Origin of the sequence: Schaalia turicensis ACS-279-V-Col4 (genome assembly GCF_000296505.1) — a bacterium.
GTDB classification, from domain to species: Bacteria; Actinomycetota; Actinomycetes; order Actinomycetales; family Actinomycetaceae; genus Pauljensenia; species Pauljensenia turicensis_A.
In genome coordinates this window covers 824,803-846,463 of the sequence record NZ_JH815208.1, presented here as the reverse complement: position 1 = coordinate 846,463, position 21,661 = coordinate 824,803, and the positions used below count along the sequence as shown (strand labels likewise).

Here is a 21,661-nt window from a genome sequence, read left to right as displayed (position 1 = left end):
CATATTGACCCCTTCAAGAAAGATCACATACTTTGAACCTCTTCCCGAACCGGCCACTCACTACGGTATTCAGCCAAATCATCGGCGAGGCCGGCCTCGTCGACCACAAAAACCTGACGAAGCGCAAGCCGCACCATCGCTTCAGGCACACACCCATGTACCGTTAAACTGTGATGCGCCCAAAAACTCCGCTTGAACTTGCTGCCCTAGCGACCGCCGCTGTCCCCGGACTTTCCGTTGCGGGTCTGCGCGAACCACAATTTGCCGACGAGGTTCTTTCCGTCACCGGCATCATCGATTCAGCCGGCAATAAATGGACCGTCACCTGCCCGCACTCCAGCGTCGGCGGACTCGATTTGGACGCTCAGTCAGGCGTCCTCACCCGGCTGGCGAAAGCAAAAGACGCGAAGAAAATCCCCTTCGACGTCCCGCGAATCCACGGCACAACCCTGACCCCTGAAGGTGATCGTGTCATCGTCCACCAAGACCTTGGCGGGCACCCGATGAGCGACGACGACTTCGACAATCCGAACCTTCTTCCCGCTTCGCTCGGTAAAGCCCTTGCAGCACTTCACAACCTTCCTCCGGTCATTTACACCGGCATTAACCTGCCCGCATACTCCGTCTCTGAATGTCGCGAACGCCATCTGGCGATGCTTGACGAGGTAGCGTCTCAGGTCCTGATTCCCGCGAACCTCTGGAACCGTTGGGAAGCAGCCCTTGAGGATCTGTCATTGTGGCGCTTCCCCGCAGCCCCGATCCACGGCGATATTCAAGGCAATTCCGTCATCGTCGAAGCGGGCATTGTTCGCGCGATGACTGGCTTCACTTCTGCGCACGTCGGCGATCCCGCTCAGGACATCGCGTGGGTTCTTGCGTCTGCATCGGATGCTTTCTTGGAGCGTTTTCGCGCCGCATATTCTCAGGAACGAACGGTTGCTGATCTGCAGTTATTTACTCGTGCGCAACTGTTGTCTGAGCTTGCTATTGTGCGCTGGCTGGTTCACGGCTTGCACGCGGAAGACCGAAGCATCATTTCTGACGCGCGCCACATGCTCAGTGAGCTTTCAACAGATCTGGGGGACGCGCAAATCGTTGAACGCCCGCATGCGCATGTTGCTCAGACACAGGATTCTCAGGCTTCTGATTCTGGCACTACCGCACCTTCCGCCCCATCGCCTGCATCTTCTGCTTCCGTGCCGTCGCCTTCCGTCTCCTCTGCCTCCGATTCTGCTTCTTCTTCGCGCCGGGCACCAGCTTTCTCCACGTCCTCCTTTGCTGGCGCAGAGCTTGCGAACCAGAAGACTGAGGTCATTGATTTCAACGTCGTAGCAGGCCGCCTCGGCGCCGCCAATCTTTCAGATTCTGACGATTACTCGGATTCGGACGACTACGCAGCCCCGGATCGTTGTGCCGACGATGACTCTTACTCCGAAGTCGATGCTGATTGTGATCAGGACGCGCCCGAAGAAAAGGCGAGTCTTGCAACACGATTTGGTTTGCCAGCATCACTTTTCACCAGGTTTGGGCGTCATGGGCGTCACGGGCACGACGTTGAAACGTTGCTTGCGGACTACGACGATGCCAATAAGCGCGTAGATGATGACCGCGCAGATAATGACGATCCGCAACAGTCCGGTTCTCAGTCAGAATCCGATTCGGCTTCCACGTCTTCGGTTCCCTCGCCTTCGTCCGTCTTACGCGCTTCTACCGATGTGAACGAGGCTCCGACTGAGCGCCTGCACTTCTTGGATCAGGAGTAATGGCCAGAGACTGAAGCAAGTTCCGGCGAAGCATATTTGGCGCATTTGTTCGTGCCCACGCGGTGTCCGTGTGGGCACGAACTGTCGTGTGGGCACGAACTGTATTTTGCGCCTAGGCCCGCTTCAAGGTCCTTTTCACTTCGTCTTCTAGGCTTTCTTCGAGGCCTGCACCACCTAGTTTCACCAGATCATCAAGGGAAACAGTTGTGTTAGCGTCCACGAAGGCAAGCATCGGAGTGATTGATTCTTCCGCGAGCCCGGTGAGTTGCGACCAGGCCAGCCGGTAGAGGCGGAGCTGAGTCGCGTAGTAACGCAGTGTTTCCTTCTTCGTGTTCCTGTGTGGAGCCCGCCCCGTCTTCCAGTCGACGATGATTGTTTTACCGTGTTTATCTTCGAAGACAGCGTCGATCCTGCCATTGACTGAAATATCAGCGACCTTGACGCTGAATGCTTCTTCGATGGCGATCGGTGTGCCCGTTTTGACGATGGGAAGCTCGACGAAGTTGTCCTGCATGTGTCGCAATCGGGCGCGTTCGTGATCATCAAGGGTCTCGATCCCAGCAACGGGCTCATCGCGTTCTTCTGGGCTGGCAAGATGCAGTTGTCGTTCAACCCACGCGTGGAAAATCGTTCCAAGCGTTGCGCTGTCGCTGGGTTGAGCGGGCATGGGTCTGCGCATATCCAGAGCAAACGCGTCGATGTCTTCGAGCATCTTTGAAACCGAGGTTGCCGGAATATGATCCTGGCGGATCACCATGGTTTCTTTGCTTGATGCAAGTCGATGTTCCTCAATGAGCGCTGTCACGTCTTTAACGCGCTGAGATTCACCCAAGGCGTCGAGCAGTTCGAAGACGTCGGCGTCCGTTTTCAGCTCTGCTTGAGCTTGTCGCACGCGCTGGGCTCCTTTGGCAACCGCTTGACGTGATGGACCAATTTCGAAGGGGAAGTAGATGGTGTCTTCCTCACTGTCTTGCGCAAACGACTCCGATGTTGGAGCTTCGGGAATGACGTCGTTTAAGCCGTCGATTCGTTTTTGAAGTTCCTGCAACTCGTTGCCGTCTTTGACATCCACGTTTCCGTTTGCCCACACGACTTGCCCTGTCGCCAAGGTCTGTTCGAAGTCTTCGATCATCGCATGCCGTGATGCCATGAGGTAGCGGGAAGGGTTTCGTAGGGTTTTGCTCTCATCCAGCCACGAGCCGATGAGGAGTTGCGTGTGGCGTGCTCGTGTCATTGCCACGTATGCCAGACGACGTTCTTCCCTTTCTACGTGTGCACCAAGTTCCGGCCCATACACGGTCTTTAACCACTTTGAGAATCCTGCGGATGGGGTGCGTCCGTTAGAAACATCAATGGTGAAAGGTGGGAGGTCGCCATAGTCACCTCGCAACGGATGCGGGAGTTCTTCAGGAGCCATGACCCAGCCGGTTTGGGCTGGAGGCTCGTCCCGCCAATACACGCTCTTGCTACGGTGCGAGGGGAAAATTGTATCGGACATTCCAAAGACAATGACGCTATCCCATTCCAGGCCTTTGGATCCGTGCACTGTCAGGATCTGCACTGCGGACGGGTCCGGTTGAACGTCAACGCCTTTGAGCCCTGCCGGATCGCTTTCTGCAACGTTCAGCCATTCGACAAGACCAGCAAGAGTGGGGTTATCAACGCTTGATTCGTATTCTGCAATCTGGTCGATAAAGGCATCGAGCGATTCCCTAGCACCTGAACCCAGCGGGTCGGCGATCGCATCATCGAGGATCCCCATGATCTGGCTTGCTCGTTCTGCGAGTTCAACCAGCCCATGCCCACGCAACGAGCGTAGTTTTCGCAGGCGCTCTCCGAGGCGAAGAACGCGACGATATCCACCTTCAGAGAACGATGGACCATCAAGCGCCTCCGTCTGCGCATCCGATTCTTGAGGAGCATCGTTGGCACTCTCTGCAACGGAATCGGATTGTGACGATCCCGCTTGACGATTCGTAGACGTCCATCCCACTTCCGGAGGAGAATCAACGGCTGACAGAAGCACGCCCTCATACGGAGTTCCTCTGCTCTTACGGTTCAGACGGCTTGCCCACTGCCCCAGCAAACGCAGGTCGGACGCTCCGATATCTTCACGAACAAGGAGTCTCAACAGGGCAGGAGATGCATCTACTGAGTTCGTAATCTCGAGGGCTGCACGCAGGTCAGCAACAACCGGTTGTTCCAGCAGTCCGCCGAGCCCGAGAACTTGGGTGGGAATGCCATGCTCGCGAAGTGCGCGGTCAATGGGAAGAAAGTGGCTCTTCTTGCGACAGAGAATGCCGATCTTCCACTCACTCCGATGGGTATTGCGAAGGCGTTGCACGTAGTCAACAACGTGCGCGATCTGAGCATCGCGATCAGCTTCATAGGCAATTTCAACATCGCCTTCAGTTGCCAATGTAGATTCGACGAGGACCGGAGACGTTGCAGCATGCGAATGTGAGCGAAGCGGTTTTGCCACTTCGTTGGCGCATACAAGGATCTGACGATCGTTACGCCACGCGGTTGATAGCGTCAGAGTCTGTTCCGGCTTGGGTTCTTCAGAACAGAAACGTTCCATGAATGATTCTAGCGAGGATGCCGAAGCACCTCTCCAGCCGTAGATTGCTTGGTTCGGGTCGCCGACGGCAGTCACCGCCTGGTCTTTGAAGAGCGTTGACAGGAGTTCCATCTGGATGACAGAGGTGTCCTGGAATTCATCGAGCAGAACAAGCCCATATTCTTTACGAATCTGTTGAACAACATCGGGCACGGTATTCACGATTCGAGTGGCCAGGATCAGCTGGTCCGAAAAATCCATGACTCCGAGTTCACGCTTACGGCGTTGGAACTGGGCAATGGGATCAAGGAGGGCGATACGAAGCTGGTTACGCGCCTGCACCTTACGTGCGTCTTCGTTAGAATCGCCGACCTCGGTGAGTTCCGCTCCGAATTGTCCCAACTGTTCGCGAGCTTGTTCGATGCTGAGTCCATGCTCCCCCAACTGTCCGTTGAGGCTCAACGCCGTCGTGACCGCAGACGAAATCGTGATGTTCTCATCGAGGCGTTTCGGCCAATTCGTCATGATGTCTGTCATCAGCTGAACCGAACCAGCTTGGCTGAGCATTGTGACGTCAGGATTCAAGCCGATCCGTAAACCGTGTTCGCTGACAATCTGCCCCGCGAAGGCGTTGTAGGTCATTGATGTCGGTTCTTCATGCGGGTCGATCATCTTTGTTTTCGCAGAAGAATCATCATCGTTGCTGATCTTTTCCTTTTCGGAAGCTCCGATGCCAATGCTGAGTTTCTTCAATCGTGAACGTAGACGATCTTTCAGTTCACCTGCGGCTTTCTTTGTGAAAGTCAGGCCCAGAACACGCGACGCTGTGATGTCCGGTTCGTTGGCAACCGCCCAGAGAACGCGCATTGCCATCGTTTCCGTTTTGCCCGAACCCGCGCCAGCAACGACCAGCAGCGGGTGTAGAGGTGATTCGATGACTTTAATTTGCTCTGGGGTCGGATGGATTTTGGGGTTAATCAGTCGCTGGATCTCTTCAGCGCTATAGACATGCTGTGTCATTGTTCAGTCCACCGTCCTTCGACCGCTGTCTTGTGCAGGACATGAGCGCGCAAACACGCACCGTGAGCACTTCGTATTATCTGGTTTCGCCTGCAAGCGAATGCCACGCGCGATTTCTCCTGCGCTTTGAATAACGGCATGCCAGGCGCATTTTTCGTCTTCGTCAAGAACGCTTTGCGTGCGCTCTTGCAGTTTCTTTGCCAGAAAGACCAGCTTGGCACCGTTGACTTCACTGGCCTGACGGTCAAGCCCTAGGTCTGCACCGTTTGCGATCATCTGAGCGAGAGCAATCTGATAGATCGCCAGCTGAGCGTGATCTTTTGCTTCTTGTTTGGTCGCAACTTTTCCTGTTTTAAAGTCAACAATGTGAACGCGACCATCGGGGTCAACCTCAAGGCGATCCAGGCGTCCACGGATCGTGACGCCATCCATGTCGACTTCGATCGCCCGTTCGGTAGCAATCTCAATGTCGTGCGGACATTGCGCGAGGTATTCAGCAAGATGCTCAACCTTGTCGAGGGCGGCATCTTTAAACTCAATTCCGCCCCAGGTCTGCATATCGATATCGATTCTTTCTAGCTCCTGGAGCAGGTGGGATTGGAGTTCTTCTGTGCTCCCGCGAGGGAAGACTTCAGCAAGCTCGTGGACTATTTGCCCAACTGATTGAGCATTCGTGGCACGAGGCTGCGCACCGATAGACGAGAAGAACCAGCGAAGAGGACAATCCATCATCGCTTCGATACGCGACGGAGAAAGAACAACGCGTTGAGAGGCAATGCGTTGCTGGGAAGTCAGCGGACCTTCACCAGTCCATTCATCGGGGTCCGCCGAGGAAATGCCTTCTCGAGCCAAAAGAGCAAGAAGAGATGCTGCCGTCGATTCGTCTTCGCTTTCATCGGGCGCAGATGCAGCACGACGGAGTTCAGCGATCTGACCTTCGAGGTTCAAAGGAGCAGGTGCCGGAGTCGGAACTGCTATGTCACCGCCCTCTTGGCCTTCAGGATTCACAAGAATCGCGTAAAAGCGTGAAGGCGCATAGTCTTCAGCGACGACAACACCAAGATGCAGATATGTTGAACATCGAGAAACTGCGGCTGCCAGCAGACGACGTTCGTCATCAAGGACAGCTCTGCGCGCCACCTGAGGTTCATCGAGAAGAACACGCCCATTCGCGCCGTCACCTGTCCTACCTAAAGCAACATCCGCCAGCAGGTCACCACGCATCGCGCGTGTGCGCAGGCGCGTATTTGGCCACACACCGTCTTGCAACCCTATGAGGACGACTACGCTCCAATGGCGACCCATCGCTTGTGCCGGAGTAATCACACGGACACCGTCAGGCCGTACTGCAACGCGACTGATCGTATCGACGGGGACAGTGTGATCAAGCAGTTCTTTTGCGAAATCGCGGGCGTTCCCATCAGGGTTACGTTGCTCCCAGACGTCAGCCACGCGCATCAGGGAGAGAACAGCGTCCAGCTGGTCGTCGTACCACGATGAGTCCTGATCATTAGCTAGAGCGCGCTCTTTCCAGTCGTCACCAACATTTGCCGCATCCCACAGCATCCATAGAAGTTGGCGTGGACGCTGTTCTTGATCCGTTGAAATGCCCCACATCTGCGCCGCGCGTTGCAATTCCGGCGGTACAAAACCGATTTCCTGGTTCGTCAAAAGATCCGGCTGGCTCATCAACGTGGAAGCCGTAACCAGCGGAGCATCCTGGATGCTTGCACCCATCCATGCGCTGACCCGTTGAAGAAGCGAATAGAGTTTCATCCCATCGCATTGGATCAGTGGCGAATGAATAAGAGCCTCTGCACATTCATCGCCACGCGCCTGCGGGTGAGAATTCATCAGCTCAAGAAGAATGCGAGTTGTTGCAATACTCCGGAAATCGAAGGCAGTAGAGTGCGAGGTAACCGGGATTCCACCGCGACGTAAATAGCGACGAGTTTCTTCAGCGAGGGCCTCTGATCTGACGATGACGACCTGATCTTTCCAAGCAATCTTGTCGTGCAAGAAGTGGGCACGCAGGGCATGCGATACGTGTGCACCAAGCTGCGCGTATGAGCCACCAACGTGGGTGATTACCTTGCCGTCGAGCTTCTGAGCCTGCGGAGCAACCCCGCATTGACGCCGAGGATTGTTGTCCGAATGCGCAATGCCCTGGGCGATCACCTTGTAGCGTTCACGCAGAACGGGCGCGGTTGTGTACACGTCACCCAGCTCATGAGAATTCAGATGGAGCGTCTTTTCAAGGCGACCATCCAAATGGGGCTCACCACCACGGTACGTAGCGACGGCAACATCTGAGTCAGCAAAAGCGACAATACGACTACCCAGCTGATGCAGTTGGGCGAGCAGAGTGATAGTGGATGCCGTACAGTCCTGCAGGTCGTCGACGATGACGAGGTCAGGAAGTGGCCGTTCGCCCGTGATACCCAGAGAAGCAGCTTTGTCCTGCCACTGTCCAAGAACATCTGCTGCCAGGGCTTGGATACGAGAAATGTCAACCGCCAGTGTGCCCTGATACTCAAGAGCGAATTGAGGTTGTTCAAGGTAGCGTCGGAGCAGTTCACCGGCTGCGATCCACTGGGGTTTATCAAAGTCGTGACCGGCGCGACTGAGCGCGATACCGTCCATTCCGGCTTCACCCGCGCGCGAAAACAGATCCCTGAGTTCATCGCGGAAAGCAGACATTCCGCGCATTTCCTGCGAGATTGAGTCCGGCCATTCAATATCAGCTGATTCCAGTAGATCTTGGATCAGCTGATCCTGCATTGCGCCGGTGACAAGCTCAATGCCACCCAGGGGTTCTTGACGTTCAACGCGCCACTGATTCACAATCCGATACGCGAAAGCTGACAGGGTACGAACAGGTCGAAGAGTACGGGGAGCAAAAAACTGAGCCCGAGGGGTCATGATCTGCGCACGAACGCGGTCAGGAACAATGATGACGGCATCTTCGCCTTTTTCAATTGCACGGCGGAAGACTTCTAACGCACATGTCGACCGCCCCGAACCTGGCGCACCACGAACGATAAGAGAATGCATTTCCGCTGAATCGCATGCCTGTTTCTGAGCATGATTCAGCGGCGGAATATCCGCCCATCCATGCGGGCGCGTAGCAATCTGTACGTTTATTTCGCTCATAGGGTAATCATCTCAGGAGGCATGTAGAAACCAATGTGCATAGCATTAAAGTCAGGTTCGAAAAACAGATCACTCATTGAGTGAAGGAGTGGGTATGAATATCATCGTCGGCGTTCGCGAAAGCACTCGTGAACTGCATCTTGAGTTGGATCTGACCGCTGATGAGCTGACTGCAAAGGTCGCTCAAGCGCTCACAGGCGACTCTCTTCTGGATCTGACGGACGCCGAGGGCGCTCGTTATCTTGTGCCCGGACACGCGCTGACTTTCGTGCAGATTGCCGACGAGCCCAAGCGGCGCGTTGGCTTCATGATCTGAAGCCCGGTCTTCATACACTGAACGCTCTTCCGCAGCTCGCAGAAGAGCGTTCAGGTGTGTCAGGCTGAGAGTTGACGCTGTTAGGCCTTCAGATGAATCTGCTCCATACGTTCACCGTGACGCTTGGTGACGAATGCGACGATCGCATCAACAGTGTCGGGGTCTTGGCCAAGGGCGGGGTGCGTAAACAGTGTTGCGCGCACTAGAGCGAATGCTTCACCTGCGACGCGTCGCGCCCACAAGGACAGGCGGGCGCCGAGTTGCTCGTCTGCGGAGATCAGCGGAGCGATATTGTCACGAACCCACTCCCCCTGCGTGACATCCCAGTTTCCGGCTTCTTCGATGAAGAGTTCGTGCCGGCTAGCGATTTCGCCGAGCAGGTCAGAGATGATTCCCATGGTCACGTAGGTTTTCACTGAGCGTTCGAACCATGTTGTCGGGCGTGTGCGAGCATCCAGATCGTCGTAGAGACCGTTGTACTGCCCAGCTGCTGCAGGCAGGTCGATGTCACGGTTCGTACACCAGGCTTCAAGCTGGGTGAAGAGTTCAAAAGCCCGTGCGGACATACGCGCATGCTCGATATGGGCTTCGATGGTCGGCGCTTGATCGCCGTCCTTTGACAGTCGCGTCATTGCGGCGAGTGCCGTGAACGCGAGCAGACCGATTACTTCAATATCTGCGGCTTCAACCGCACCGTTTTCAGTAGCCATGTTCTCAGCCTAGCCTCGTCTGCACTCCCCCGATATCTCAATCGCGAAGACGGATGTCCACGCAACCTGCGCACTTTCCCCACCCCGTGCGCATACTGAACGTGCGCACCCGGGCGGTCGGGGTGGCCTCGTGAATGTAGTGTGACCATATCCTCGGGCTGAAAACTGAGATGCCAACGTACAATGGGAGTGACCATAGCTGACCGGTCGCTTTGAATACCACGTTTTTGCGCGCGCTTGGCGCCTCGATAATGCGCGATCGGCTGCTACCCCCACCCCGGCGTTTCCGGGAGAGAAGGCAGATCGTGACTTCCACGAATACCCAGGGCACCGATGTGCCCGTTGAAAAAAATGACGAGGCCACCGCATTCACTCAAGTAGCTGACGTGCAGGAGGCAAGCAAGCCGAAAACCGTTGAATACTCCGCAGGCGTTGTCCGCCTAGGCACTATTGTTCCGGTCGCTGTTGAACCCGAAGCAACGCCGGACGTTGTGGACACGGGCGACGAGGATCTTGAGCACAAGTCCTTCGCTGATTTTGGCGTGACCGACCCGATCGTTGACGCGCTGGAAGATAAGGGAATCACGCACCCGTTCCCCATTCAGGCGCTGACGCTTCCGCCGGCTCTTGATCGCCACGACATTATTGGTCAGGCGAAGACGGGTACGGGCAAGACGCTCGGTTTCGGTATTCCGGTTCTGGAAGACGTTATTGCTCCTGATGAAGAGGGCTATGACGAATTGCTGAACCCGAACATGCCTCAGGCTCTGATCATCCTGCCGACACGCGAGCTGACGAAGCAGGTGGCCACTGACCTGCGCGAGGCTGCCGCCTACCTGTCGACACGCATCGTGGAAATTTACGGTGGTGTCGCGTTCGAACCTCAGATCGAGGCGTTGAAAAAGGGCGCGGACATTGTTGTGGGCACGCCCGGTCGTCTGATTGACCTGCTCCGAAAGGGTGTTCTGCATCTGAACGGTGCCGAGACGGTCGTTTTGGATGAGGCCGACGAGATGCTCGACCTGGGCTTCCTGCCCGACGTTGAGACGTTGCTTGCACGCACTCCCGCGAACCGCCACACGATGCTGTTCTCGGCAACCATGCCCGGCCCGGTTGTGGCTTTGGCTCGTAAGTTCATGGAACAGCCGACGCACATTCGCGCTCAAGATCCCGAGGATCAGAACCAGACCGTGAACTCCGTCAAGCAGGTGATTTACCGTGTTCACGCAATGGATAAGGTCGAGGTTGTCGCGCGAATCCTCCAGTCTGAGGGCCGTGGCCGTTCGATCATTTTCTGTCGCACGAAGCGCACTGCTGCCCGCCTTGGCGAGGATCTGACGGAGCGTGGTTTCGCAGTTGGTTCGTTGCACGGTGACTTGGGTCAGGGTGCTCGTGAGCAGGCTCTGCGTGCTTTCCGTAATGGCAAGGTGGACGTGCTCGTTGCCACCGACGTTGCTGCACGAGGCATCGACGTTGACGACGTCACCCACGTCATTAACTACCAGTGCCCCGAAGACGAGAAGATTTATATCCACCGTATTGGCCGTACCGGTCGCGCAGGACATTCGGGCGTCGCGGTCACGTTCGTGGACTGGGATGATACGCCACGTTGGTCATTGATTTCGAAGGCGTTGGGCTTGGGGGTTCCAGAACCGCTGGAGACCTACCACACCTCTGACCACCTGTTCACCGACCTTGATATTGCACCGGAAACCACGGGTCGCCTGCCACGCGCCCAGCGTAAGCTTGCGGGCTTGAACGCCGAGGTCCTAGAGGACTTGGGTGGTTCTTCACCGCGTGGCGTTCACGGTTCACGAGGCCGCTTAGGCCGTTCGGGTGCTCGCTCCGGTTCGGGGCGCGGAGGTAGCAAGGGTGGATCCGGTTCGAGGGGTCGCTCGCACTCACCGGAACGTAATCGCCGTTCAAAGGACGGGGATCGCGAGTTCCATGCGGGCCAGCAGGGTCGTTCTGACCGTGGAACGAAGGGGCGCGGTCGTGGCAACCACACGCAGGCTCCGCGCACTGAGGGCTCAGCGCCGAAGGCTCGGCGTCAGCGTGTGCGCCGTCGTAAGGACAAGGGTGGCAGCGCCGAGTAAGGCATTCGTTCGTGCCTCTCATCTTTCTTGAGCATTGGGTTTAGTCAAACGCTCCCATTGAGAAGCTTGCGCGTGTATAGTGACACTTAACTGATTCCCAGTAAGCGCCGACTCGTTAGCGGCGTTGAATGCTCCACCGGGTCACTCTTTCGAGTGGCCCGGTCTTTTTGTTCCCCTGTTTTCGCTGATAAGAGGGCTAATGCCGGGCTAATGCCCGAATAAGACGCGAATGCAATTTCATTTCTACATGGTCTATGTCACTATGAAAGGCATGAATGACAAGGACGCTTCTCAGCAACTTCGTTACCGTGTTGGCATTGACGTAGGCACACACTCCATTGGTTTTTGTGCGGTTGAGGTCGATGAATCGGGTATGCCGATTCAGCTTTTGAACTCAATGGTGCATAAGCACGATTCAGGTATTGATCCTGGTGGAAATGACACTGCGACGACTCGCTTGGCAGAAGCTGGGGTAGCAAGACGAACGCGTCGACTCATCCGTCGTCGCAAGAAGCGCCTACAAGAGCTTGATGCCTTCATTGAAGAATGTGGCTGGCCACTGGTCGATCTCGCAACTATTACTGACGCACGTTCTCCGTGGCGAATTCGTGCACATCTTGCAACGGAGCACATTGACGACGAAGCAGAACAAGGCAAGCTACTGTCGATTGCGCTCCGCCATATGGCACGCCATCGTGGATGGCGTAGCCCCTATGCTCGTATTTCGTCTCTTCACATTCAGGCGGATCCTTCCGAGCAGTTGAAGGCTCTTGCTCAACGGGTTTCTGAAAAGACAGGTATTTCCTTAACAGCTGATCAGACTCCTGCGCAGCTCATCTCTGTCTATCTTGATGTGTTTGAAACAGGTAAGTTGCGTGGCCCTGAGGGAATCTTGGGTGGCAAGCTCATGCAGTCTGATAACGCGAATGAGCTTCGGCGTATTGCTACCGTTCAGGGGCTTGATAATGATCTCCTGAAGAAGATCATTGGCTTTGTTTTCGCGGCTGAATCGCCGAAGGGGAGCGCAGCTAAGCGTGTCGGTAAAGATGTTTTACCGGGAGCGCACGGGCTTCGTGCAGAGAAAGCTCATCCTGCGTTCCAGCAGTTCCGTATCGTCAGCATCGTCCAAAATCTACGTATCAAAGAAGGGACAGGGCTTCGTGCACTAACCTCCGAAGAGACGGAGATTGTTGTTGATTTCCTGAATCAGGCAGGTCTCACTGAGGCTCCGACATGGGAAGAGGTCGCCGATAATCTTGAGATTCCGCGCTCACATCTGAAAGGAACAGCCACCGAGGGGTTCGATGGGATTGCTCCCAGTACACGGCCGCCTTTTGATGTCACATCGCAGAAGATTCTCAATGGAAAGCTGAAGAAACTCTCCGCATGGTGGAAAGATGCTGATTACGATCACCGCTGTGCCATGGTGAACGCTCTCTCCAACGTGGGTTCTGATGACGAGGGGTCGCTTGCTGATGACGACGTGCGCGAGTTCCTGTCTGATTTCACTGATGAAGAGCTAGAGGCTCTAGATAAAGTTGAATTGCCTGGTGGTCGTGCAGCCTACTCTGTTGATTCGTTGGAAAAACTGACCAATACGATGCTGTCCGAAGGGTGCGATCTGCACTCTGCTCGTAAGATTGCCTTCGGGGTGGATGATTCGTGGACTCCCCCAGCCGAGCCGATTGGACAGCCTGTTGGAAACCCTGCCGTTGATCGTGTTTTAAAGCAGGTTGCGCGTTGGATTAGTGCTGCAACAAACCAGTGGGGAACTCCAGAATCGGTCAACATTGAGCATGTCCGAGATGCTCTCGGTAGCGAAAAGGCTTCACGCGAATACCAGCGTTCTTTGCAAACGCGCCGTATTCGCAACGAGAAACTCTTCGCTGAAATGCGTGAGCGTCTCGATATTGGTGGAAAGCCTCGTAGGTCAGAGCTGACGCGTTATTTGGCTCTACAACGACAGAATTGTCAATGCCTGTATTGTGGCATGCCGATTACGTATACCGATGCTGAGATGGATCATATTGTTCCTAGAAAAGGTGCTGCATCAACAAACACTCGTGAAAACTTTGCTGCTGTTTGCCGAGCGTGCAATCACCAGAAATCGAATCTTCCCTTTGCTGTCTGGGCTGAAAAGACTGAACGACCAGGAGTCAGCGTTAAGGAAGCGTACAAGCGCGTCAGTGATATGAGGATTGAACCCGGCATGAATGGTCGTCAGATGAACGAGTTCAGGAAGGCGATTCGTCTGCGTCTGACAACGAAGCATGCTGATGCGGAGATCGATGGTCGATCGCTGGAATCTGTCGCTTGGATGGCGAACGAACTGCGTCATCGCATTGAGGGGTTCTACCGTTCAGCAGAAAACGACGTGACGGTTCGTGTGTTCCGTGGTGCTGTGACTGCAGAGGGACGTCGCGCATCTGGGTTTGAAAGCCGAGTTAATCTGATCGGCGGAAAGGGTAAAACGCGTTTGGACCGGCGCCATCATGCGATGGATGCATTAACGATTGCGTTGATGGAGCCCGGGATTGCCCAGACTATTGCACTACGCATGAATATGCGCGAATCCCAGCGGGTACTAGGTGAACAGGAAACCTGGAAGTCCTTTACAGGCGGCAGTGATACCGCACGGAAACGTTGGGAACACTGGTGCGAGGAAATGCTTCGTGCCTCTGAGTTGTTCAATGTTTTCTTGGCAGAAGATCGTATTCCGATCTGTCAGAACAAACGTCTTCGCCTTGGCTCTAGTGCGGTGCACAAGGCGATTGTGCAGCCTTTTGAAGCATCCGATAAGCGTATTGTCAGCGATGCGATGCCAGTGGAGCTGATTGACCGCGCCTCGACTCCTGCTTTGTGGACAGCACTGACACGAGATCCGGACTTCGATCCAAAGGAAGGTTTGCCAGCGAATCCTTCGCGCACTATTCGTCTTCACGACAAGCGTTTGGGCCCGAACGAAACCGTGGAGTTTTTCCCGACTGCAGCCGCTTGTTTGGCTATTCGTGGAGGCTATTGCGAGATCGGAGCTGGGATCCATCACGCTCGCATCTTCCGCATCTCGGGTAAGAAGACAACGTATGCGATGTTGCGTGTCTATCAGTGCGATCTGGTGCGCTTCCAGAAAGAGAATCTATTGACTGTTGAACTTCCTGCAAACACGATCAGCGTACGCACGGCAGTTCCGAAGTTGAGGGAGGCCCTCGCTCATGGAACAGCTGAGCAGATTGGCTGGCTAGTTGTCGGGGACGAGTTGAAGATTGATCTGTCTGGATTCACGACAGGCCAGATCGAAACCTTCAATGAAACCTACCCGCAGGCAACGAGGTGGGAGGTTACTGGGTTCCCAACTAAGACTCAACTCCGTTTGAAACCACTGCTCATTGCAAGCGAAGGCTTAGCTGACGATGTTCCAGATGACATCGTTAAAATCGTAAAAGGGCCAGGCTGGTGGCCTGCTATTGATAAACTTCTGAAGATTGGGAATGTTGTTCTGTATCGACGTGATACGCATGGAAAACCACGAGTAGTTTCACACCGTTCCCTTCCCCTTTCGAGTAAGTTGCAGTAGGGATGAGCAGCCAGTGGCGGGTACTCGACTTCACCTCTTTTGAAGGGAAGATCCACTCAGACGACGGCGCCATTGTTGTCGTTAATTCTGATGGCGTGAGCCAACGAGTATCCGTTGCCGATGTTGCCGTTGTTCTCATCGGAATGAAGGTGTCGTTTTCTGCAGCTGTACTCCATCGGTTAACGGACAAAGATATCGCTGTGTTGTTCTGCGACTGGCGCGGAGTTCCAGAATCTGGAGCCTTTTCATGGTCAGAGCACACTCGTGTTGGAGCACGCCACAAAGCACAGCTCGAATTGAGTCTGCCTCGTAGGAAAAATGCTTGGGGACGTATTGTTCGCGCAAAGATTCAAGGGCAGGCAGCAGTTCTGCGAAATCTCAATAGGCCTGGAGCGCAAGAATTAGAACATATCGCTGGCCAAGTTCGTTCGGGTGACCCTAGCAATCTTGAAGGGCAAGCAGCGCGCATCTATTGGAGCAAGTTTTCAGACACTCTCGGAAAACGAACACCAGGAATCGGCGCACTATTTGGCCCCAATTCCTGCCTCGATTATGGATATACGATCCTACGGGGCCATGGAATCCGAGCGGTTCTTGCCGCTGGTCTTGGACCTGCGAATGGGGTTTTCCATCGAGGGCGTTCAAATATGTTCAACCTTGTTGATGATCTGATTGAACCATTTCGACCCTGTATTGATGAGATTGCGATGTTCCTTCCGGCAGATGCTACTCCTTCGGATCGAAGTGTGAAGAAACGCTTGGTTGCTGCTGCAATGCAGACGTTCAATGATGCTGGAAGTGTTCCACGTGTCTTATTAGATCTCGCCCAACAGTATGGGCGTTATGTCGAAGGAGATATTGAAAAACTCCCGGTTCCTTCGTGGCAGGGGCCATCAGCGTTGAATACGGATCTCAAGAATGCCTGATTCTCCGATGTGGTGTGTTGCGATGTTTGATTTGCCTGTTTTAACGGCTCCGCAGCGTCGTGAGGCAACACGTTTTCGAAAATTCTTGCTTGATCGCGGTTTTTCGATGGTTCAGTTCAGTGTGTACGTAAAGTATTGGCCGACTGGCGGAATCGATATGACGACGATCAAAGCGATTAAGGGATCCTTGCCAACGGGAGGGAAGGTTCGGGTGCTTGCCGTGACCGATCGCCAGTGGTCGTCTGCTTACTGTTTTGAGAACGCACGTGAGCAAGTAGCAGATGAGGCGCCAGAACAATTGATGATTTTCTGACACCTCAAAGGCACTTTTCCGCGCTATTCTGCGGAAAACCAGAGCCTCTAAAGAATATCAAGAGTTCTGGTAACTGATTCCCAGCACAGCCCATCACTCCCCACCATCACCTGAAAGAATATCAAGAGTTCTGGTAACTGATTCCCAGCCGTTGGTGTTGAGCGTGAACCTGCTTGAAAAGAATATCAAGAGTTCTGGTAACTGATTCCCAGCGGGAACACGGTGCCAGACCGCGAAAAGTAAAGAATATCAAGAGTTCTGGCAACCGATTCCCCAAATAATAATTTCAGTTCAGAAAAACAACATCAGAGCTGGAAGCACACTTAAATGCAATACGTCTTGGGGGCAGGGCGCATTTGCGCCCTACCCCCAAGGTCTGTGCGAGACCTCGTCGATTATGACGAAGCCCGACAGTCGAAAACCGAAACTAACGCACCGACGTGTGGCACTCAATCGAACGCACACCCCACCATGCGACACCGATTGCCAGCAACACCGCCCCTACGGGCGCACCAATGCCGACAAACTGCGGATCCGTATCAGCTAACAGCGCGTTCACCAGGTCCGTGACCCAAAAGCCGAAACGTAACTCGCCCGTGTTGACATCCATCATCAGCGGGAAGAACGCCATCGCAACAAAGGACACCACCTGATTCGCCAGATAGAGGATCACGAAACCCACTATCGCAGCTCCAAAGCCATGCTTCTGCCAACGCTCGCGAGCACTCAAGCTCATTCCAGCAGCGACCTCAAGAACAATCGTCACCAACTGCACTACAACAGCCACCACAGCGAACCAGACAATCCAGCTCGGAAGATCCCAAATAACAGCGGTGCGATGCCAGAACTCCTGCACGCTCAGCTCCGCCTTGTGAGCCTTCAGTAGAGCCAGCACACCCCAGTTCACCAGGGTTAGCACGATCGCCACTAACGCATACACCAAGGCAACCAGCACTTTCGACCAGAAAAGATCACGGCCACGAACCGGCAGCAAATGCGTAAAGTACGCCATCTGACCATGCATACTCTTCCAATACTCCTGAGCCAGAACAAGTAGAACAGCAACCGGCATCATCGGAGCCACAAGCAGAGCAAAGCTACTAGAAAAGCCTGAAAACACGGGGAAATCAACAGCGACTGCCACGAAGGCAACAAGGCACATGACCTGCAGGATGCCTAACGTTTGTGCAACCCGCTTTGCGTTCTCACGCAATTCATACCCGAACAACGTACCAAACATCAGCGGTACTCCTTCTTGAAAATACCCTCCAGCGACATGCCATGGTCGGCTCGCAGATCGTCCACATTCGCGTGAACAAGCACCGTACCCGCTCGCATCATGATGACGTCATCCAGAATCTGCTCCACGTCAGCAATCAAATGAGTGGAAATCACCATCGCCGAATCTGGGTTAAAGTCGCGCAGAATCCCCTGCATGATCGTGTCACGCACCGCTGGATCCACACCCGACAGAGGCTCGTCCAACAGGTACAGCTCAGCACTGCGTGCCATCAGCAGAGCAATCTGCAGTTTCTCCCCCATGCCCTTCGACATGGACTTCAGCTGCTGATCCGCTTGCAATCCGAAGTAGTCGATTCCTTCACGCGCCTTCTCAGCCGAGAAATCCGAATAGAAACGCGAGTACACGTCAATCGCTTTATTCGCATCCCACATCGGATCCAAGAAATCCGAAGCGGGAAGGAATGCGACGTGTGCCTTCGTGGTGGCTCCTGGCTTCTCACCTTCGATCAGGACAGTCCCGTCCCAATCGGAAAGAACGCCCGCCATGATCTTCAGTAGCGTCGTTTTACCACAACCGTTTTCGCCGACCAAGCCGGTAATTGTGCCCGGCTTGAGCTCAAAATTCACACCTTGCAGGGCAGTCGCGCCACCCGCATAGGTTTTCGTCAGGTTTTCCACCTGAACAACTGCATGTGTTGATGTCATTGCGCATCACCTTCGCGTATTGTGCGTTCGATGTCGGTCCACTGTTCAGCAAGCAACTCCTGCGCCCGATCGAGACTCAGCCCGAGTTGCGTGACAGTAGTGATGTGATCCCGAGTTGCATCGAGGGCGAGCTCTGCCCTGGTCACATCGATCACGTGTTGGTCCGCGGTGACGAAACGCCCCTGCGCACGTTCAGCTTCGGTCAGTCCCTGACGATCTAATTCGCCGAGGGCGCGCTGGATCGTGTTCGGATTAACTCCCGCTTGTAGTGCGAGTTCGCGGACACTAGGAATCTTCGAGGACGGCGGCCAGGTTCCGGACACGATATTGATCCGAAACGTTTCAACTAGCTGGACCCAAATTGGTCGAGAATCGTCGATACTCACACCCCCTCCTTCCTGTATCACTGTATTAATACAGTAATACTATGACAGTCCGCGAGGCACTGTGTCAAGCGCTTAATACAGACGCGGAGGGTGGGTGCCCTACTCGTTCGGTATACGAGGCAACGAAATCAGGCTCTCAGCAGAGATAACAGCGCCTCACACGACCAAACCCGACAGCAGGAGCCACGTACACGACCGACAACGTCATACAAGGCAACGAAACCGGGAACCACTGCAAACAGCGTGAAAATATCGCTTCACACGGTCAAACCTGCCCCACAAACACCCCACGCAGAGGCACACACCCCAGCAGGCACACCCCAGCAGGCACCCCGTCCCCAACCTGACCACACACAGAAAACTGCGGGGGCAAGCCCTCTTGGACCTGCCCCCGCAGCCAAAGCCAGCGAGAAGCTAGCAGAAACTAGCGCGTCACTAGATCAGTCGATCGGCGTTGCGTCGAGCTTCCAGACCTCGTTCGCATAGTCGGTGATCGTACGGTCAGACGAGAAGCGACCGGACTGAGCGATGTTGACCCACACCTTGCGCGCCCAAGCGCGCGCATCGCGGTAGTCGGTGGCCATGCGATCCTTCGCGTCACGGTAGGCCGCGAAGTCGCCGAGGACGTAGTAGACGTCGGCGGGCTCGTAGCCGGCTTCGAGAAGCGACCAGCGCAGATCGTGGAACCAACCGGAACCGCAGTCATCCAAGGTACCGTCGGTCAGAGCGTCGAGGACTCGCTTGAGGCCGGGGACGTTCTCGTAGTGCCAGCGCGGATCGTAGTTCTGACGTAGCTCGGGAAGTTCGTCTTCGGTGGCGCCGAAGATGTAGGCGTTCTCATCACCGACGGCGTCAAGAATCTCAACGTTTGCACCATCGAGAGTGCCGAGGGTCAGGGCGCCGTTCATCATGAACTTCATGTTCGACGTGCCCGACGCTTCCTTACCCGCAGTAGAGATCTGCTCGGAGATGTCGGCTGCCGGGATAATGTGCTCAGCAGGAGACACATTGTAGTTATGGATGAAGACGACCTTGATGCGACCGTTGATGTCTTCGTCGTTGTTGACCAGGTCAGCGATCGTGTTGATCAGCTTGATAACACCCTTTGCGCGGATGTAGCCAGGGGCTGCTTTTGCGCCGAAGACAAAGACGCGCTTCGGGACGTCCAGCGTCGGATCATCCTTGATGCGGAAGTACAGGTCAAGGATGTACAGAGCATTCAACAGCTGGCGCTTGTATTCATGCAGGCGCTTGATCTGAACATCGAAGATGGCGTCGGGATCAATGTCAACGCCTTCACGTTCCTTGACCCACGCCGCGAAGTCAACCTTGTTGGCGTGTTTGATCGAGGTGAGTTCGTCCAGAACATCCTCGGAAGCGGAGTCAACGTAGCGAGACAGGACGGAGAGGTCCGTGACCCATTCGTCAGAGCCGGTGACACGATCGAGAAGAGATGCGAGGCGAGGGTTGCACTGCTTCAGCCAACGACGCGGAGTGACACCGTTCGTCTTGTTGTTGAAGCGCTCGGGCCAGATGTCGTGCCATTCCTTGAGGGTTTCGCGCTTGATGATCTCGGTGTGCAGGGCCGCAACACCGTTGATCGAGTAGGCGGCGTAGCAGGCGATCCATGCCATGCGGACCGTGTTGCCGGAAACCGGTGCCATGTAGTCGATGGTCGACTGTTCCAGACCACGTTCTGCCATCTCGATGCGGAAGCGACGGTCGATTTCGCGGACGATTTCGGCGATGCGCGGGAACAGACGGTCGAAGATCGTCATTTCCCAGGTTTCGAGGGCTTCGGCCAGAACCGTATGGTTCGTGTACGCGAAGGTCTTGGCGACGATTGCCCAGGCGTCTTCCCAGCCGAGACCGTGCTCATCCATGAGCAAGCGCATGAGTTCCGGAATAGCCAGAACCGGGTGGGTGTCGTTCAACTGGATCGCGTTGTACTTCGCGAAGTCGGTCAAATCCTTGCCGTGATGTTCGACGTAGTTGTCGACGATGGCCTGCAGGGATGCGGAGCAGAAGAAGTACTGCTGGCGAACGCGCAGGACCTTGCCTTCAAACGTGGTGTCGTTTGGGTAGAGGACGCGCGAGATGTCGTTGGTGCGTTCACGGTCGACGATAGCGTCGGTGAAGCGCTGCGAGTTGAAGGCGTCGTAGTCGAATTCCTCGACAGGCTCTGCACGCCAGAGGCGCAGAGTGTTGACATTCTTTGTGCCGTAGCCGGTGATCGGCATGTCGTAGGGTACTGCGCGGACGGTCAGGTCAGCGTAGGAAACGATGCGCTGGGCTTCTTCACGACGGATAACGAAGGGGTAGCCCTCTTCCATCCAGGGGTCCGGATGTTCGGTCTGGAATCCGTTGTCGAACAACTGCTTGAACAGGCCGTAGCGGTAGAGGATGCCGTAGCCGGCGACCGGCAGATCGAGCGTGGCGCAGGAATCGAGGAAGCAAGCCGCCAGACGGCCGAGGCCACCGTTACCGAGGGCCGCGTCCGGTTCTTCTTCGAGAACAACAGAGAGATCGTCGCCGTGTTCGGCGAGTGCGGCGCGCGCTTCGTCAACAAGGCCCAGGTTGGACAGGTTGTTCAGCAGAGCGCGCCCCATGAGGAACTCTGCGGAGAAGTAATGCTCTTGACGACCCTTGGCGTAGGTTTCGGTCGTTGTATCCCACGAGTCGGCAATCTGATCAACGACTGCGGCTGACAGGCCCTGCCAGAGCTCCATCTTCGTGGCTTTTGCGATCGGACGGCCAGAGACCGCGCGGACCTGCGTTGCCAGCGTCTGGCTGAGGTTCTGAGTCATAGGTACTCCCAGTGTTCAATGTTGTCGTGGCTCGTTTGCTACTTTGGCAAAGACACCCTGGCTACGAGATTACCGACTATTTCTGGGCAA

Annotated in this window: 14 protein-coding genes; 6 read left to right on the top strand and 8 right to left on the bottom strand. The window is 55.1% G+C overall.

Annotated features, from left to right (window positions below; genetic code table 11):
- Positions 1 to 23: 23 nt before the first annotated feature.
- The gene (locus tag HMPREF9241_RS09705; protein ID WP_279378228.1) at positions 24 to 149 is read right to left on the bottom strand and encodes a hypothetical protein; all 126 of its coding nucleotides are present in this window, start codon (positions 147 to 149) and stop codon (positions 24 to 26) included.
- Between the two features lie 24 nt (positions 150 to 173).
- Here HMPREF9241_RS09705 and HMPREF9241_RS03645 point away from each other — a divergent pair, with 24 nt between their 5' ends.
- Positions 174 to 1,763 (top strand): phosphotransferase, encoded by a 1,590-nt coding sequence (locus HMPREF9241_RS03645; protein ID WP_006680927.1) that lies wholly within the window; start codon positions 174 to 176, stop codon positions 1,761 to 1,763.
- Between the two features lie 112 nt (positions 1,764 to 1,875).
- On the opposite strand, the gene HMPREF9241_RS03640 is transcribed toward HMPREF9241_RS03645, so the two are convergent.
- Both HMPREF9241_RS03640 and HMPREF9241_RS03635 read right to left on the bottom strand, forming a co-directional pair.
- Positions 1,876 to 5,343, bottom strand: a complete 3,468-nt coding sequence (locus HMPREF9241_RS03640; RefSeq protein WP_006680926.1) for an ATP-dependent helicase — start codon at positions 5,341 to 5,343, stop codon at positions 1,876 to 1,878.
- 3 nt (positions 5,344 to 5,346) lie between these two features.
- Positions 5,347 to 8,496 carry a PD-(D/E)XK nuclease family protein gene (locus HMPREF9241_RS03635; protein ID WP_006680925.1) on the bottom strand — a complete coding sequence of 1,050 codons (3,150 nt, stop codon included), beginning with the start codon at positions 8,494 to 8,496 and terminating at the stop codon, positions 5,347 to 5,349.
- A 94-nt stretch (positions 8,497 to 8,590) separates the two neighbouring features.
- Between HMPREF9241_RS03635 and HMPREF9241_RS03630 the strand changes: the two genes are divergently transcribed.
- On the top strand, positions 8,591 to 8,812 hold the full coding sequence (locus tag HMPREF9241_RS03630) for a DUF3107 domain-containing protein (protein WP_006680924.1): 222 nt from the start codon (positions 8,591 to 8,593) through the stop codon (positions 8,810 to 8,812).
- An 80-nt stretch (positions 8,813 to 8,892) separates the two neighbouring features.
- On the opposite strand, the gene HMPREF9241_RS03625 is transcribed toward HMPREF9241_RS03630, so the two are convergent.
- The gene (locus tag HMPREF9241_RS03625; RefSeq protein ID WP_006680923.1) at positions 8,893 to 9,522 is read right to left on the bottom strand and encodes a ferritin-like fold-containing protein; all 630 of its coding nucleotides are present in this window, start codon (positions 9,520 to 9,522) and stop codon (positions 8,893 to 8,895) included.
- Positions 9,523 to 9,773: 251 nt separating this feature from the next.
- Between HMPREF9241_RS03625 and HMPREF9241_RS03620 the strand changes: the two genes are divergently transcribed.
- The 4 genes from HMPREF9241_RS03620 (at position 9,774) to cas2 (ending at position 16,431) form a co-directional block, all read left to right on the top strand.
- On the top strand, positions 9,774 to 11,618 hold the full coding sequence (locus tag HMPREF9241_RS03620; RefSeq protein ID WP_131367614.1) for a DEAD/DEAH box helicase: 1,845 nt from the start codon (positions 9,774 to 9,776) through the stop codon (positions 11,616 to 11,618).
- Positions 11,619 to 11,889: 271 nt separating this feature from the next.
- Positions 11,890 to 15,192 (top strand): type II CRISPR RNA-guided endonuclease Cas9, encoded by a 3,303-nt coding sequence (gene cas9, locus HMPREF9241_RS03615; RefSeq protein WP_040318530.1) that lies wholly within the window; start codon positions 11,890 to 11,892, stop codon positions 15,190 to 15,192.
- A 2-nt stretch (positions 15,193 to 15,194) separates the two neighbouring features.
- Positions 15,195 to 16,118 (top strand): type II CRISPR-associated endonuclease Cas1, encoded by a 924-nt coding sequence (gene cas1 / locus HMPREF9241_RS03610; RefSeq protein WP_006680920.1) that lies wholly within the window; start codon positions 15,195 to 15,197, stop codon positions 16,116 to 16,118.
- The gene (gene cas2 / locus HMPREF9241_RS03605) at positions 16,111 to 16,431 is read left to right on the top strand and encodes a CRISPR-associated endonuclease Cas2 (protein WP_006680919.1); all 321 of its coding nucleotides are present in this window, start codon (positions 16,111 to 16,113) and stop codon (positions 16,429 to 16,431) included. The genes cas1 and cas2 overlap by 8 nt, the downstream gene beginning before the upstream one ends.
- A 427-nt stretch (positions 16,432 to 16,858) precedes the next feature.
- On the opposite strand, the gene HMPREF9241_RS03600 is transcribed toward cas2, so the two are convergent.
- From HMPREF9241_RS03600 to HMPREF9241_RS03585, 4 genes are all read right to left on the bottom strand, one after another.
- Positions 16,859 to 17,671, bottom strand: coding sequence for a hypothetical protein (locus HMPREF9241_RS03600; RefSeq protein WP_006680918.1), 813 nt, complete (start codon positions 17,669 to 17,671; stop codon positions 16,859 to 16,861).
- The gene (locus tag HMPREF9241_RS03595; RefSeq protein ID WP_006680917.1) at positions 17,671 to 18,378 is read right to left on the bottom strand and encodes an ABC transporter ATP-binding protein; all 708 of its coding nucleotides are present in this window, start codon (positions 18,376 to 18,378) and stop codon (positions 17,671 to 17,673) included. The genes HMPREF9241_RS03600 and HMPREF9241_RS03595 overlap by 1 nt, the downstream gene beginning before the upstream one ends.
- The gene (locus HMPREF9241_RS03590; protein ID WP_006680916.1) at positions 18,375 to 18,764 is read right to left on the bottom strand and encodes a GntR family transcriptional regulator; all 390 of its coding nucleotides are present in this window, start codon (positions 18,762 to 18,764) and stop codon (positions 18,375 to 18,377) included. The genes HMPREF9241_RS03595 and HMPREF9241_RS03590 overlap by 4 nt, the downstream gene beginning before the upstream one ends.
- 440 nt (positions 18,765 to 19,204) lie before the next feature.
- A complete protein-coding gene (locus tag HMPREF9241_RS03585) occupies positions 19,205 to 21,571 on the bottom strand; it encodes a glycogen/starch/alpha-glucan phosphorylase (RefSeq protein WP_006680915.1) in 2,367 nt (788 codons plus the stop codon).
- Positions 21,572 to 21,661: the final 90 nt, after the last annotated feature.

What these genes read in the sequence shown, in the direction of transcription:
- cas9 (WP_040318530.1), top strand. Translation starts at nt 11,890, where the DNA reads ATGAATGACAAGGACGCTTCTCAGCAACTTCGTTACCGTGTTGGCATT.
- HMPREF9241_RS03635 (WP_006680925.1), bottom strand. Translation starts at nt 8,496, where the DNA reads ATGAGCGAAATAAACGTACAGATTGCTACGCGCCCGCATGGATGGGCG.
- HMPREF9241_RS03625 (WP_006680923.1), bottom strand. Translation starts at nt 9,522, where the DNA reads ATGGCTACTGAAAACGGTGCGGTTGAAGCCGCAGATATTGAAGTAATC.
- HMPREF9241_RS03645 (WP_006680927.1), top strand. Translation starts at nt 174, where the DNA reads ATGCGCCCAAAAACTCCGCTTGAACTTGCTGCCCTAGCGACCGCCGCT.
- cas2 (WP_006680919.1), top strand. Translation starts at nt 16,111, where the DNA reads ATGCCTGATTCTCCGATGTGGTGTGTTGCGATGTTTGATTTGCCTGTT.
- HMPREF9241_RS03620 (WP_131367614.1), top strand. Translation starts at nt 9,774, where the DNA reads ATGCGCGATCGGCTGCTACCCCCACCCCGGCGTTTCCGGGAGAGAAGG.
- HMPREF9241_RS03585 (WP_006680915.1), bottom strand. Translation starts at nt 21,571, where the DNA reads ATGACTCAGAACCTCAGCCAGACGCTGGCAACGCAGGTCCGCGCGGTC.
- HMPREF9241_RS03595 (WP_006680917.1), bottom strand. Translation starts at nt 18,378, where the DNA reads ATGACATCAACACATGCAGTTGTTCAGGTGGAAAACCTGACGAAAACC.
- HMPREF9241_RS03600 (WP_006680918.1), bottom strand. Translation starts at nt 17,671, where the DNA reads ATGTTTGGTACGTTGTTCGGGTATGAATTGCGTGAGAACGCAAAGCGG.
- HMPREF9241_RS03630 (WP_006680924.1), top strand. Translation starts at nt 8,591, where the DNA reads ATGAATATCATCGTCGGCGTTCGCGAAAGCACTCGTGAACTGCATCTT.
- cas1 (WP_006680920.1), top strand. Translation starts at nt 15,195, where the DNA reads ATGAGCAGCCAGTGGCGGGTACTCGACTTCACCTCTTTTGAAGGGAAG.
- HMPREF9241_RS03640 (WP_006680926.1), bottom strand. Translation starts at nt 5,343, where the DNA reads ATGACACAGCATGTCTATAGCGCTGAAGAGATCCAGCGACTGATTAAC.